General features: G+C 60.2%; 14 protein-coding genes and 1 pseudogene. 5 read left to right on the top strand and 10 right to left on the bottom strand.

The window, feature by feature from the left end; all coding sequences use genetic code 11:
- Positions 1 to 312 precede the first annotated feature (312 nt).
- Together nirK and AC1DUU_RS10535 are read left to right on the top strand one after the other, a co-directional pair.
- Positions 313 to 1,431: a copper-containing nitrite reductase gene (gene nirK, locus AC1DUU_RS10540; RefSeq protein ID WP_476783367.1), complete on the top strand. Its 1,119-nt coding sequence runs from the start codon at positions 313 to 315 to the stop codon at positions 1,429 to 1,431.
- Between the two features lie 76 nt (positions 1,432 to 1,507).
- Entirely contained in the window at positions 1,508 to 2,386 is an 879-nt protein-coding gene (locus tag AC1DUU_RS10535) for an SUMF1/EgtB/PvdO family nonheme iron enzyme (RefSeq protein WP_476783366.1), read from the top strand.
- 105 nt (positions 2,387 to 2,491) lie between these two features.
- Here AC1DUU_RS10535 and AC1DUU_RS10530 read toward each other — a convergent pair whose 3' ends face one another.
- Positions 2,492 to 3,697: an NnrS family protein gene (locus AC1DUU_RS10530; protein WP_476783365.1), complete on the bottom strand. Its 1,206-nt coding sequence runs from the start codon at positions 3,695 to 3,697 to the stop codon at positions 2,492 to 2,494.
- A gap of 88 nt (positions 3,698 to 3,785) precedes the next feature.
- Positions 3,786 to 4,229 carry a pseudoazurin gene (locus AC1DUU_RS10525; RefSeq protein ID WP_476783364.1) on the bottom strand — a complete coding sequence of 148 codons (444 nt, stop codon included), beginning with the start codon at positions 4,227 to 4,229 and terminating at the stop codon, positions 3,786 to 3,788.
- Between the two features lie 147 nt (positions 4,230 to 4,376).
- On the opposite strand from AC1DUU_RS10525, the gene AC1DUU_RS10520 reads away from it, so the two are divergent.
- Positions 4,377 to 5,081: a Crp/Fnr family transcriptional regulator gene (locus tag AC1DUU_RS10520; protein WP_476783363.1), complete on the top strand. Its 705-nt coding sequence runs from the start codon at positions 4,377 to 4,379 to the stop codon at positions 5,079 to 5,081.
- A 12-nt stretch (positions 5,082 to 5,093) separates the two neighbouring features.
- Here AC1DUU_RS10520 and AC1DUU_RS10515 read toward each other — a convergent pair whose 3' ends face one another.
- The 8 genes and pseudogenes from AC1DUU_RS10515 to AC1DUU_RS10480 form a co-directional block, all read right to left on the bottom strand.
- On the bottom strand, positions 5,094 to 5,294 hold the full coding sequence (locus tag AC1DUU_RS10515; RefSeq protein ID WP_476783362.1) for a DUF1858 domain-containing protein: 201 nt from the start codon (positions 5,292 to 5,294) through the stop codon (positions 5,094 to 5,096).
- Between the two features lie 85 nt (positions 5,295 to 5,379).
- A complete protein-coding gene (locus AC1DUU_RS10510; RefSeq protein ID WP_476783361.1) occupies positions 5,380 to 6,096 on the bottom strand; it encodes a cytochrome c3 family protein in 717 nt (238 codons plus the stop codon).
- A 4-nt stretch (positions 6,097 to 6,100) separates the two neighbouring features.
- Positions 6,101 to 6,571, bottom strand: a complete 471-nt coding sequence (locus tag AC1DUU_RS10505; protein ID WP_476783360.1) for a nitrate reductase cytochrome c-type subunit — start codon at positions 6,569 to 6,571, stop codon at positions 6,101 to 6,103.
- Positions 6,572 to 6,573: 2 nt separating this feature from the next.
- Complete coding sequence (gene napA, locus AC1DUU_RS10500) at positions 6,574 to 9,078, bottom strand: periplasmic nitrate reductase subunit alpha (protein ID WP_476783359.1); 2,505 nt, start codon at positions 9,076 to 9,078, stop codon at positions 6,574 to 6,576.
- Positions 9,075 to 9,341 (bottom strand): chaperone NapD, encoded by a 267-nt coding sequence (locus AC1DUU_RS10495; RefSeq protein ID WP_476783358.1) that lies wholly within the window; start codon positions 9,339 to 9,341, stop codon positions 9,075 to 9,077. The genes napA and AC1DUU_RS10495 overlap by 4 nt, the downstream gene beginning before the upstream one ends.
- Positions 9,334 to 9,750: a ferredoxin-type protein NapF gene (locus AC1DUU_RS10490; RefSeq protein WP_476783368.1), complete on the bottom strand. Its 417-nt coding sequence runs from the start codon at positions 9,748 to 9,750 to the stop codon at positions 9,334 to 9,336. The genes AC1DUU_RS10495 and AC1DUU_RS10490 overlap by 8 nt, the downstream gene beginning before the upstream one ends.
- A gap of 91 nt (positions 9,751 to 9,841) precedes the next feature.
- Complete coding sequence (gene napE, locus AC1DUU_RS10485) at positions 9,842 to 10,033, bottom strand: periplasmic nitrate reductase, NapE protein (protein ID WP_476783357.1); 192 nt, start codon at positions 10,031 to 10,033, stop codon at positions 9,842 to 9,844.
- A gap of 244 nt (positions 10,034 to 10,277) precedes the next feature.
- Positions 10,278 to 10,473, bottom strand: a pseudogene (locus AC1DUU_RS10480) (ATP-binding cassette domain-containing protein); the annotation flags it as partial.
- A gap of 290 nt (positions 10,474 to 10,763) precedes the next feature.
- Between AC1DUU_RS10480 and AC1DUU_RS10475 the strand changes: the two are divergent.
- Together AC1DUU_RS10475 and AC1DUU_RS10470 are read left to right on the top strand one after the other, a co-directional pair.
- Entirely contained in the window at positions 10,764 to 12,368 is a 1,605-nt protein-coding gene (locus AC1DUU_RS10475) for an amidohydrolase (RefSeq protein ID WP_476783356.1), read from the top strand.
- A 71-nt stretch (positions 12,369 to 12,439) separates the two neighbouring features.
- A partial coding sequence (locus AC1DUU_RS10470) for a hypothetical protein (protein WP_476783355.1) occupies positions 12,440 to 12,746 on the top strand: 307 nt, incomplete at its 3' end.

Here is a 12,746-nt window from a genome sequence, read left to right as displayed (position 1 = left end):
GCCATAGGCTACATGTTGCGAGCCTATTTTGTGGCTGTTCGCCGCCATGTGGCATGCGAGCAGAGTTTGCTCGCTTCGCTGCGTGCCACCGCCAATCCCCTCTGAAACGGCAATCAAGCGAGACGATGCTTCGTCCGACTTGGCGAAGCATCCGAGCGTCCGGTTTCGGCAACATAAAAACGTATCGCAAGAATATTCAAAAAAATATCGCACCGCAGCATTTGTTTGCGCTGGATCAAAGACTGGTTTTCGTGAGCCACCTATTCTACCGATCGTAGTAACAGGCAACGTCACGCACTAAGGAGATTTGAAATGTTGACGCGACGCGAAGCACTCTTGGGTACAGCCACTGGTGCGGCTGCCGCAGCAATCTTGGGCTCTATGGCCGCAGCTCCAGCTTTAGCTGAGGTGAGCGCAGCCGATATCGCCACGCTGCCCCGGGTCAAGGTTGACCTTGTCGCGCCGCCCTTCGCACACGCCCATGACCAGATCGCCAAGGGCGGCCCGAAGGTGGTTGAATTCAAGATGACCATCAAGGAGCAGCCGATGGTGATCGACGGCGAAGGTACGACGCTCAGGGCCATGACTTATGAAGGCTCGATGCCCGGCCCATTGATGATCGTGCACGAAGGCGACTATGTCGAACTGACGCTCGTAAATCCCGAAACCAACGAGATGCCACATAATATCGACTTCCACGCGTCAACGGGCGCGCTCGGTGGTGGGGCACTGACCAACGTCAATCCCGGCGAGCAGGTTGTGCTGCGCTGGAAGGCGACCCGCACCGGCACTTTCGTCTATCACTGCGCACCTAGCGGAATGATCCCCTGGCACGTGGTATCGGGCATGAACGGTGCGGTCATGGTGCTGCCGCGCGACGGCTTGAAGGACGAGGCTGGCAAGCCCCTGAAATACGACCGGATCTTCTACATCGGCGAGCATGACCTTTACATACCGCGCGATGAGAATGGAAAGTACAAGAAGTACGATTCACTTGGCGACAGCTACGATGAAACGCTCAAGGTCATGCGTGGCTTGATCCCGACGCATGTCGTGTTCAACGGTAAGGTCGGTGCGCTGACCGGCGACAATGCGCTGAAGGCCAAGGTTGGTGAGACGGTTCTGTTCATCCATGCTCAGGCGAACCGGGACACCCGGCCCCACCTGATCGGCGGCCATGGCGACCATGTCTGGGAGCTGGGCAAGTTCGTCAACCCACCAGCCAAGGACCTCGAAACCTGGTTCATTCGCGGCGGATCGGCGGGAGCGGCGCTCTACACCTTCCTCCAGCCAGGGGTCTACGCCTACGTCAACCACAACCTCATCGAGGCGGCCGAGCTTGGCGCAACCGCGCATGTGATGGTCGAAGGTGAGTGGAACGACGACCTGATGAAGCAGGTTCAGGCCCCCGGCCCGATTCCGACCAACTGACGGCGGACCTTAACGCTGCTTCTTACGGCCCGCCGGTATCTCCTGCGGGCCGTTTTCTTTGCAAAGGACCAAACCCATGAAGTTCGGCGGTATTCTCGTGACCACTGCCATCGCTGTCCCAGCCATCGCGCTGGCGGTCTTTTCCCAGACAAGCGGGCCCGGCAGRCCCCCTGCTCTTTCCGGGCTGGCATCGCCGGCGACTGTCACCATAAACGCCGGCACCTTGGCCTATCGGCTTCCAGGCGAATTTCTCAAGGCCGAACGACCGGTCGATGCGCCAGCGGAGGACGTGCGCTTCCGCCGTCCGTTCGAGATCATGGCCTACCAGGTCAGCACCAGCGACTATGCGCTGTGTGTTGCCGACGGCGCCTGCGAGGCAGCCGAAGGCGCGAGCGGCGAACAAGGCAAGCTTCCTGCGACCGGTGTGAGTTTCCGCGACGCGATGGCCTATGCGCAATGGCTGTCGGATCGCACCGGCGAAACATGGCGGCTGCCCACCGACGAAGAATGGGCGTTCGCGGCCGCCGAACGGTTTGCCGATGACACGCTGGGGGTCGAAGACAGCAACAACCCCGCCGCACGCTGGCTCGCGCGCTATCGAAGCGAGGCCGAGTCCGCCAAGGGACGCGATCCCGAGCCCAAGCCCCATGGCCATTTCGGGGCGAATTCGAAGGGCGTCTATGATCTGGCCGGCAACGTCTGGGAATGGACCTCGACCTGCTATCGTCGCGCTTCCGTGAACCACCAAGGCAACGTCGACAGCAGCACCGACAATTGCGGCGTAAGGGTCACCGGCGGCCAGCACCGCGGCTACATGTCATTCTTCATTCGTGATGGCAAAAGCGGCGGCTGTGCCGCAGGCATGGCACCCGACAATCTCGGCATCCGGCTGGTGAAGGAGCGCCCGTCGCTGTTTGCGGCACTCAAGGCATTCTGGCGCAACGCTGTCGGCTAAGGCCGCCGTCGCACATCAGCGAACCAATCAAGCAAGAGGCCCAGATCTCCTTCAGGAAATCTGGGCCTTTTTTATGTCGCGGTGGCTTGCGAGGCAGGTTCGAGATCAGCTGGGTGCGGCGTTGGGCTGGCGCGCGCGCAGTTTCGGACGCACCAGCATACCGCCATAGAGCAATGCATAGCCGAGAAATGCCACGGTCCATGCCGCTGCCGATCCATGCAGGAGTGCCGGCGCGCCCGGAAGAAAAGCCGCGACTATACGCAACAGCGCCGAAACGACGATCGCTGCGAAGACCAGGCAAGAGCCGGCACCGGCATGCAATTCGCGTCCGGTATGCCCCAGCGTTGCCCGCGCCATCACTGCAAGCGTCATTACCCCGATCGCTCCCACGCCGAATGCGTGAAGAGCAGCTGCCGGCGGAACTGCCTCGGGCAGCAGGGCAGCCAGACCGGCCAAGGCTAGCCCCAGCGCCACAAAGGCGTAGGCAATGTGCAGGATCAGTACCAGCGGGTCGCGCAGCGTACGGTCGCCCGCCCAGCGCGCGAGCCGAACGGTGTTGAGAAGGGCAGCCCCCAGCAGCATCGCACCTGTAACAGACCGCTCCGGGAAGCAGGCCCAGGCGACAAGCGACAAGCTGGAGAGAGCGATCGTCACCCCATCGAAACGGTTGAACGGAACGGGCAACCGGCCCGGATTCGCGCGTGCAAGCCAGTTGCGGGTGAAGCTCGGGATGATGCGCCCGCCGATGATCATGATGAGCACGATGCCCGCCCCGATGCCAAGCCTGCGGCTGACATCAGATGCGCCCTGATAGTGCGCCTCGACATGGAAGGCGACATTGGCGGCGAAGAGCACGACCAGCGGCGCAAGAACCTTGAGGTTCCGCCAGTTGCGCCCGGCGATGATTTCGATCGCTGCGGCAACGGCAACCGCCAGCAGGAACGCACTGTCGATCATGGCTGCCGCAAGCCAGCCGATGTCGGCCGAAAAGAACACGGCCAAGCGTCCAGCCAACCAGAGAAGAACCAGTGCGAGCAGCGGCAGCCCCTGGACGGGCAGCCTGCCTGTCCAGTTGGGGATGGCGGTCAGCAGAAATCCGGTGACGATCGCGGCGAGATAGCCAAAGAGCATCTCATGGATATGCCAATCGACTGGCGCCAGCGCGCTCGCGGTTTCGAGCCGGCCGTAAAGCATGGGTAGCCAAAACAGGATGGTGATGCCGGCATAAATCGAGCCGAGCAGGAAAAATGGACGGAAACTATAGGAGAGCACAGCGGGATAGTTGCCCGGCCGAACGCGCGGAATAGCCATGACATCGCTTTCAACGGGAAAAGGCCGGGTAGAGCTGGTGCTCCACCCGGCTGATTTAGAGATGAATTGAGCAGCCTCGCACCGGCACTCAGCTGCCAGCGGGAACCTGAGCCAGAAGTGCCTCGAACGTCTTCTTGGCCTTGCCGAGCTGCTTGACGGCCTTGGCCTGCTCGAGGTTGGTCGGCTTGCCGACCACGATCAGCGCGACCATGCCCATGCCGTAGTGCGGCGTGCACTTGACGCCGTAGACGCCTTCCTTGTCGAGGGTGACGGAAATCTTCTCATTCATCTTGCCCTTGAACGGCGTCGCCCCCTCCGGGATCATGTCCTTGATGCTTTCGGCGTCGTGGGACTTGTCGGTCGGCACGAAGGTTATGGTATCGCCGGGTGCAGCGACGACGTAATCGGGCTGGAACACCATGGAGCCCTTCTCGCCCTTGTTGAGCATCTGGATTTCGATCTCGGCGGCCTGAACGGTGCCGGCCAGCAACACGGCTGCGAATGCGGCTGCAGTAGCAATGGCGTATTTCATGATCTTTTCTTTCCTTTCACGACGGCTCCAGCCGTTGGGCCCTTGCCTAAGGCGCCTTTGCCGAGGACACTTTGATCCAGCGCAAACCCAAGCGAGATGATCTGTGGTTTCGGAGAACAGCATTGGGCATTCGCAGGAGTAACTGAAATGAGCCGTCTCGACCGCTCGCTAATCGCCGGCTTGCCCGTCTTCCAGGGCATGGCCCCGGAGGACCTCGACCGTCTCCTCCAGCAGGCACGATCGCTGCGCATCGCCAAGGATCAGACGGTCTTCGAGCAGGAAGGAGAGGCACACTCTTTCTTCCTGCTGCTCGACGGCCATGCCCGCGTCGTCAAGACCACTCCGGACGGCCAACAGGTTATCGTGCGCTACATCAGCCCCGGTGAACTGATGGGCATAGCCCATGCACTGGGGCGCACCACCTATCCCGCCAGTGCCGTCGCTGCCGTGGACTGCGTCGTGCTCGCCTGGCCCGGGCATCTGTGGCCGGAGCTGGCGGAGTCTTTTCCAAGCTTCGGCACCAGCACCTACAAGACCGTTGGCGCCAGGCTCCAGGAGACCCAGGCCCGCGTCGTCGAAATGGCGACCGAACAGGTCGAGCAGCGTGTCGCTCACGCGCTGCTGCGGCTGGTCAAGCAGACCGGAAAGAAGACTGACGAGGGCATCCTGATCGACTTCCCGATTTCACGTCAGGACATCGCGGAGATGACGGGGACGACCCTCCACACAGTCAGCCGACTGCTCACGGCATGGGAAGAGAAGGGCTTAGTCAAAAGCGGACGTCAGAAGGTAACGGTGGTCGAGCCGCACCGCCTGTTCGTTCTGGCCGAGGGACGTGCCGACAAGAGCTGACGCTCCCAGCCCTTATTTCATCGCTGTCATCAGGTCGCGAAGCAACACGTCCTCGTCCAAGCGGTGTTCCCTCGCCGCATCCGAAACGGTATGGAACGACGCGATCGGGCAACCGATGCAAATAAGACCATGCCCGAGCATCACCCTTATGGTTCCCGGCCATTGGCGCATGATCGCGTCCATTGTCATGTCGTCATTGAAACGTGGCTTCATCGTCGTTGTCCGCTTCTGAAGCCGCCATGATGGGCGCATCTGGCAGCGCGGTCATTGCGCGCCGACAAACAGAACAGCGATATCTTCAGTCCAGCGCCATGACATCAAGCGGAATGCCCGCATGCTGCGACCTGACATAGCGATCGAGTTGATCGACGGCCGAGGATTGCGGCAGCTGGTTGCCCTGCAGTTCCGGCGGAACCTGCCAGCCAGGGGCTATGCCCTTCATGTTGGGCAGCTCGTGAGCGATGCCCTTGTGGCAGTCGATGCAGGTCGCTTTTCCCGAAAGCAGATAGCGCGTATGGATATCGGCGGCGCGTTGGGTCTGGCGCGTCAAATCCATGGCGACTGACGAGTGGCAGTTGCGGCATTCGAGGCTGTCATTGGCTTTCAGCCGCGCCCATTCGTGCTGAGCGAGTTCCAGACGCTTGTCCAGGAATTTGCGCCTTGTGTCGATCGTCCCGAAAATCTTGCCCCAGACCTCCTTCGAGGCCTGCATCTTGCGGGCGATCTTGTCGGTCCATTGATGCGGGACGTGACAATCCGGGCAGGACGCACGCACGCCCGAACGGTTGGCGAAGTGGATCGTATGGGTCAGCTCCTGATAGACGTTGTCGCGCATCTCGTGGCACGAAGTGCAGAATTTTTCCGTGTTGGTGACTTCAAGCGCAGTGTTGAACGCGCCCCAGAACATCACTCCGCCAACAAAGCCGCCGAGCGTCAGGAAGCCCAGACTCAATGTACCTGCCGGCGTGCTTACGATGCGCCACGCCCACARCAGCCAGTCCTTCAATCGTTGCATGGGCCTACTCGCTGCCGGCGGGCTTGAAGCCCAGTTCGCTCATATCCTTGAAGCGGTTCTCGACGAGCGGTCGAACATCCGCCTGCGGCACATGGCACTCGGTGCAGAAATACCGCCGTGGCGATACGTCGGCCAGCATCTGGCCCTCCCGATTCATGTAGTGGGTGACACTGATCATCGGCGCGCCCGAGCTCTGGGTGAATTCCCGCTTGTGGCAGGACAGGCAGCGGTTGGCGTTGACCGAGAGCTGATAGCCTTCGATCGAATGCGGGATGACCGGCGGCTGTTCGGGATAGGCACGCATCTGCCTTCTGTCGTCGGTCACCCATTTGGGAACCGGCGCCGCTGGGACCGACTCCATGGGGGTCGGCGGCCCCGTAAGTTCGGGAGACCTGTTGGCGGCCATCTGGGCTACGGCTGCAGTTCCCGCGCAAAACAGCGTGACAAAAACAAGCGCGGGGACGGTGCGGCGCATATTTATGCGACGGGAACGATCTTGACTGCGCATTTCTTGAAATCCGTCTGCTTGGAGATGGGATCAGTTGCGTCGAGCGTTACCTTGTTGATGAGCTGGCTGGCATCAAACCATGGAACGAAGATCACGCCGCTCGGCATCCTGTTGCGCCCGCGCGTTTCGATACGCGAACGGATCTCGCCACGGCGCGAGATCACGCGCACCTCGGCCCCCTGGTTGATGCCACGTTTGCGGGCGTCGTCCGCATTCATGAAGCAGCGCGCACCGGGGAAGGCCCGGTAAAGTTCCGGCACGCGCAGCGTCATCGAACCGGAGTGCCAGTGTTCAAGCACGCGCCCGGTGACCAGCCAGATGTCGAACTCGTCATCAGGCGATTCCGCCGGCGGTTCGTAGGGCACCGCAAGGATCACCGCCTTGCCGTCGGGCCGGCCATAGAACTTAACCCCCTCGCCCGGCTTCACATATGGATCAAAACCCTCGCGGTAGCGCCACAGCGTTTCCTTGCCGTCGACAACGGGCCAGCGCAGGCCACGCACCTCATGATAGGCATCGTAGGGCGCAAGGTCGTGGCCATGACCCCGGCCAAATGTGGCGTATTCCTCGAACAGCCCCTTCTGGAGGTAGAAGCCAAACTCCTTTGCCTCGTTGTTTTCATAGTCAGGGTTGATCTCGCTGCGCGGGAACTTGTCGACATTGCCATTGCGAAACAGCACATCGTGCAGCGTCTTGCCGCGATAGGTCGGGTTGGCGTCGAGCATCTCCTTCGGCCAGACCTCCTCGGTAGTGAAGTATTTCGAAAACTCCGCCAGCTGCCACAGATCCGATTTGGCATCGCCCGGTGCTTGCACCAGTTGATGCCAGACGTGGGTACGGCGCTCGGCATTGCCATAAGCACCTTCCTTTTCAACCCACATCGCCGCCGGCAAGATGACATCCGCCGACATCGTGGTGACGGTCGGATAGGCGTCGGACACGACAATGAAATTGTCCGGGTTCCGATAGCCTGGATATGTCTCGTTGCTGCTGTTGGGGGCTGCCTGGACGTTGTTGTTGACCTGCACCCAATAGAAATTGAGCTTTCCGTCCTTGAGCATGCGGTCCTGCTCGACGGCATGGAAACCTGGTTTGTCGGGCAGAAGGCCTGCCGGCAGCTTCCAGATCTCTTCGGCATGCTTGCGATGCTCGGGATTGGTCACCACCATGTCGGCGGGCAGCCGGTGGGCGAAGGTGCCGACCTCGCGCGCCGTCCCGCATGCTGAAGGTTGTCCGGTCAGCGAGAACGGGCTGTTGCCGGGTTCGGAGATTTTCCCGGTTAGCAGATGGATGTTGTAGACCATCTGGTTGGCCCAGACTCCGCGGACATGCTGGTTGAAGCCCATGGTCCAAAGCGACATCACCTTACGCTTGGGATCGGCGTAGAGTTCTGCCAGTTCTTCGAGAAAGCCCTTTTCCACGCCGCTGAGTTCAGCAACCTTTTCCAGCGTGTATTCCGAAACCAGCGTCTTGAATGCCTCGAAGTCGATCGGCTCCATCTTCGCGGCATTCGCCGCGCCCTTGGCCGAGACTTCGCGCGGATCCTCCGGCCTCAGGCCGTAACCGATATCGGTTTCGCCACGCATGAACACGGTGTGGTTCTTGACGAAGTCCTCGTTGACCCGCCCCGTCGTGATGATGTGGTTGGCGATGTAATTGAGGATGGCGAGATCGGTTCCCGGCTTGAAGACGACAGGGATATCGGCAAGGTCCATGCTGCGGTGCGTAAACGTCGACAGCACCGCGACCTTGACGTGCTCGTGTCCCAATCGCCGGTCGGCAAGGCGCGTCCACAGGATCGGATGCATCTCGGCCATGTTCGAGCCCCACAACACAAAGGCGTCGGCATTCTCGAAATCGTCATAGCAGCCCATCGGCTCGTCCATGCCGAAAGTGCGCATGAAGGCATAAGCGGCTGATGCCATGCAGTGGCGGGCATTTGGATCGAGATTGTTGGAGCGAAAACCAGCACGCATGAGCTTGGTGGCGGCATAGCCTTCGAAGATCGTCCACTGGCCTGACCCAAACATGCCGACCGCGGTTGGGCCCTTGTCTTTCAGCACCTTTTTGAGCCGATCGGACATCAGGCCGAACGCCTCGTCCCATGAAACCGGCTCGAACTCGCCATCCTTGTCGTAGACGCCGTTGCGCTTGCGCATCAGCGGCGTGGTCAACCGGTCGGCGCCATACATGATCTTGGAAAGGAAATAGCCTTTCACGCAGTTCAGGCCGCGATTGACTTCGGCTTGCGTGTCGCCGTGCGTGGCGACCACCTGGCCATCCTTGACGCCAACCATCACGCCGCAACCAGTGCCGCAGAAGCGGCACGGCGCCTTCGACCACTTGATCTCGAGTGCAGTTACCCCACCAGGGATCGGCTGAGCGGAGGCAGGCAGGGCGATGCCAGCGGTCGCTGCTGCGATCGCCGTAGCCTGCGCCTTGAGCAACTCGCGCCGGTTCAGTTCAGCTGTCATGGCTCAGTGCCCTCCAGTTCCTCGATATGCTCGAAAACCATGTTTGCAGCGATCACGCCCRCAAGGCCGCCGATCGTCGTCAGCAGCCCGCCGAGTTCGCCTGCGCTTGCTCCTTCGATGACGACGACGATACGATTGCCGTCATGCGCCCGGATCTCTGGGCCATCCAAACGCGCGATCATCGCCAGCACCTCCTCCATGCGCCCAGGCATGACGGTGACGACAGCGCTTGAAATGTGGTGATATCGACGTGGGTCAGGCATGGGCTGGCTCCGCAGTCTGCCGCGCGATCATGATCGCCTGTGCTGGACATGGCGCAATGCACGCGCCGCAACCTGTGCAGGCACTTTCCGTCAGTTCTGGAAAAAACGGCCCGCCAATGCGCGGCCGGAACATGATCGCCGCTTGCGGACAGGCGTCCCGGCAAGTCATGCAGGAGACCCCGTTGAGTGCCAGGCAGTCGTCGGAAATTGCCACGACATGTGAAAAGGCCACCGGCGTAGCGCCCCCGAAAACTGGTTCGGGGCAGACCGTCGCGCAGTCTCCGCAAAGCAGGCATTCACCGGCCATGAAGTCCAGCGACGGCTTGGCCGCGACCATGACAATGATGGCTGTCGGGCAGGCTTCGACACAGGCACCGCAACCGGTGCATGAGGCTAGTCCGCCGTCCATCACCCCCGGCGGCACAATTCTTGGCACCGGCTGTTCGTTGCCGCCTGTCAGAAATGTCCTGCGGCTGATGGAGGCCGGCTTTGCCACGGGCTCAACCTCCGGGAGGTCCGGGCGGCCCGAATATGATCTGCCACATCCAGACAGCGAAGCCATAGCCGCCGACCACGCCAACCGCGACGATGGGCCAGATCCCGAAAGCAAGAACAAGGAATGCAAGGAGTTCTTTTCGGCGCGTGGAAACCGGCGATTTCACCGCAGCGGGGCCTGCCTGGTCCTGGGTCATGATCACCTCATGTGCCTTGGACGTGAATGGAACGATCAATCTCGTTCATTCTGTCAACAGGTTACCGAAATAGGCGGTCTTTGCAAATCTTCTTTGACACCAGGCAAGAATTTCACATCTCACATGCTTTCGAGCGAAATGACCTTTGCATTCCCAAGGAACGTGCACCGGTTATCGCCAAACAGCTTGCGGTTCGTTATATTTATCTGGATATAGCGATATGCCACCGCATGCGCTGCGAGTGCTCGATGGCCATGACCGAAAGATTGGCGGTCGGCTCGTCAAGGATCATCACGCGCGTCTGAAAGGAGATCGCGCTGGCAATCGCCACGGATTGCTGGTGCCCACCCGATAGGTACTCGGCTGTCGACCTTCTGATAGCCCGAGTTCACGTCGGCCTTGAGCCGCTTCAGCACACTGTCGGCTTCCGCGAACATTTCCGCCGATTTGTGGCAGTAGTCCAGCGAGCACCGCGAGCTGGGCCAATCGCAGACCTTGAGTTGAATCATTTTTGCACGCCTGTCAGTATTCGACACATACATTAGCGATTCATAAAACGACTTGCATCTGCATGAGTGAATCTAGGCATATATTTTCCTAATTTCCCTACATGAGAAAAATATTCTTGCTCATGCTGGCACCTTTGCCCATCATCCAGGTTGCCGCTGCGTCAAGTGGTAGAAATTACTGCCCATGGTCAGCGGCGAATGTCGATCAATGGGAGATTTTCATGAAGCGCAAATTGATTTCGCGAATAGCCCTGGCCACTTTCGTGACAGCGTCAGCATCGACGTTCGCATTGGCCAACGAACAAAAGGCAGTCAGCGCCGAACAGGTCACCGAGCTCAAGAAACGCGCGATAGAGGGCATCGAAGCCCGCGCAAAGCTCGCCCAGGAGATGACGGATTCGATTTTCAGCTTCGGTGAACTGGCCTTCCAGGAAATCGAAACGTCGAAATACATCACCGCCATCCTCGAGAAGAACGGCTTCACCGTCGAACGCGGCGTCGCTGGCCTGCCAACCGGCTGGGTTGCCAAATGGGGATCTGGCGAGCMGGTCATTGYGCTCGGCAGCGACATCGACGGCCTGCCGAAGACCTCGCAGAAGCCTGGCGTCGCTTATCACGAACCGATGATCGAAGGCGCGCCTGGGCATGGCGAGGGCCACAATTCCGGACAGGCGGTGAACGTGGTCGCAGCACTGGCGCTCAAGGACATCATGGAGAAGGACAAGTTGCCTGGCACCATCATGCTGTGGCCAGGCGTCGCCGAGGAACTGCTCGCCGGCAAGGCCTATATGGTCCGCGACGGCGTTTTCAAGGATGTCGACGCCGTGCTCTTCACCCATGTCGGCAACAATCTTCAGACCACGTGGGGCCAACCCAACGGCACCGGCATGGTTTCCGTCGAATACACGTTCAAGGGTGAATCGGCGCATTCGGCCGGGGCGCCGTGGCGCGGTCGCAGCGCGCTCGACGGCGTCGAACTGATGAATATCGGCTGGAACATGAAGCGGGAGCACCTGCGTCCCGAGCAGCGTTCGCACTATGTCATTCCAGACGGCGGCGACCAGCCCAACGTCGTGCCGTCAGCCGCAACGGTCTGGTACTTTATCCGCGAGCAGGATTTCGACAACATTTCCAAAAACTTCGACACCGCCAACACCATCGCGGAGGCAGCGGCGAAAATGTCGAACACCACCGTCTCGCGACAGATCGTGGGCACCGCGGCACCTCGCCACTTCAACAAGCCTATCGCCGAGGCGGCCTACGCCAATATCCAGCAGGTCGGCCTGCCGACATGGAGCGACGACGAGCAAGCCTTCGCCAAGGCCGTGCAAAAGACGGTGACCGCCAAGGAGGAAGGCCTCGCGGTCAAGCTCAAGGAGCTTCTGCCGCCACTAGAGAAACCCGAGAGCGGCGGATCCGACGACATCGGCGACATCTCCTGGGTGGTGCCGACAATCACGCTCAACTATCCCTCGAACATCCCCGGCCTGCCCGGTCACCATTGGTCGAATGCCATGGCCATGGCGACGCCGATTGCCCACAAAGGCGTCGTCGCCGGTTCGAAAGTGGTCGCCATGACGTCGATCGACCTTTTGACCAACCCCGAATTGTTGGCCAAGGCGACGGACTACTTCAACAACGAACAACAGAAGGGCCAGAAATACGTCCCGATGCTGACTGCCGACGACAAGCCGCAGATCCAGAAGAACGTCGAGATCATGGCAACCTTCCGGCCTGAAATGCAGAAGCTCTACTACGATCCGTCGAAATATCCGACCTATCTCGAACAATTGGGCATCAAGTTCCCGGTTCTCGAAAAGAAGTAAGGCCGTGGCCTTTTGCGCATCAATCTCGATAGCTTGATGCGCCCCATACGGCAGGCAACAGGGCCTGCCGTATGGAAGATATACGTCGGCACCAGATGACGGGCTGCCGATACCTGATCAAGAAACAGCGCTTGCGCGAAACCTCCCGAATTCACGCATCCATCGCGTTGCGTGCAACATGGGCCTGTTACAAGCGTGCGCTAATGTTCGCTCGACCACCATCAGGAGAAGCGACCATGCGATTTTCAGAGCTGCGTGAAACCCTTCGGACCATGGGCGTGGTCGTGAGCAAACGCGGCGAAAACATCCGCCTCAATCATTTCGGCGGATTGGAAGGCACGGCGAAGTACACCACCAACCTTCAGGATGCGATTGCGT

This window comes from Aminobacter sp. P4_H6_2, from assembly GCF_056400805.1.
The sequence above is the reverse complement of the archived record's forward strand: the minus strand, read 5'-3'. Positions and strand labels throughout refer to the sequence as shown.

Coding starts and splice junctions, on each gene's coding strand:
- napA (WP_476783359.1), bottom strand. CDS start 9,078: ATGACAGCTGAACTGAACCGGCGCGAGTTGCTCAAGGCGCAGGCTACG.
- napE (WP_476783357.1), bottom strand. CDS start 10,033: ATGACCCAGGACCAGGCAGGCCCCGCTGCGGTGAAATCGCCGGTTTCC.
- AC1DUU_RS10505 (WP_476783360.1), bottom strand. CDS start 6,571: ATGCGCCGCACCGTCCCCGCGCTTGTTTTTGTCACGCTGTTTTGCGCG.
- AC1DUU_RS10490 (WP_476783368.1), bottom strand. CDS start 9,750: ATGGACGGCGGACTAGCCTCATGCACCGGTTGCGGTGCCTGTGTCGAA.
- AC1DUU_RS10525 (WP_476783364.1), bottom strand. CDS start 4,229: ATGAAATACGCCATTGCTACTGCAGCCGCATTCGCAGCCGTGTTGCTG.
- AC1DUU_RS10515 (WP_476783362.1), bottom strand. CDS start 5,294: ATGAAGCCACGTTTCAATGACGACATGACAATGGACGCGATCATGCGC.
- AC1DUU_RS10530 (WP_476783365.1), bottom strand. CDS start 3,697: ATGGCTATTCCGCGCGTTCGGCCGGGCAACTATCCCGCTGTGCTCTCC.
- nirK (WP_476783367.1), top strand. CDS start 313: ATGTTGACGCGACGCGAAGCACTCTTGGGTACAGCCACTGGTGCGGCT.
- AC1DUU_RS10520 (WP_476783363.1), top strand. CDS start 4,377: ATGAGCCGTCTCGACCGCTCGCTAATCGCCGGCTTGCCCGTCTTCCAG.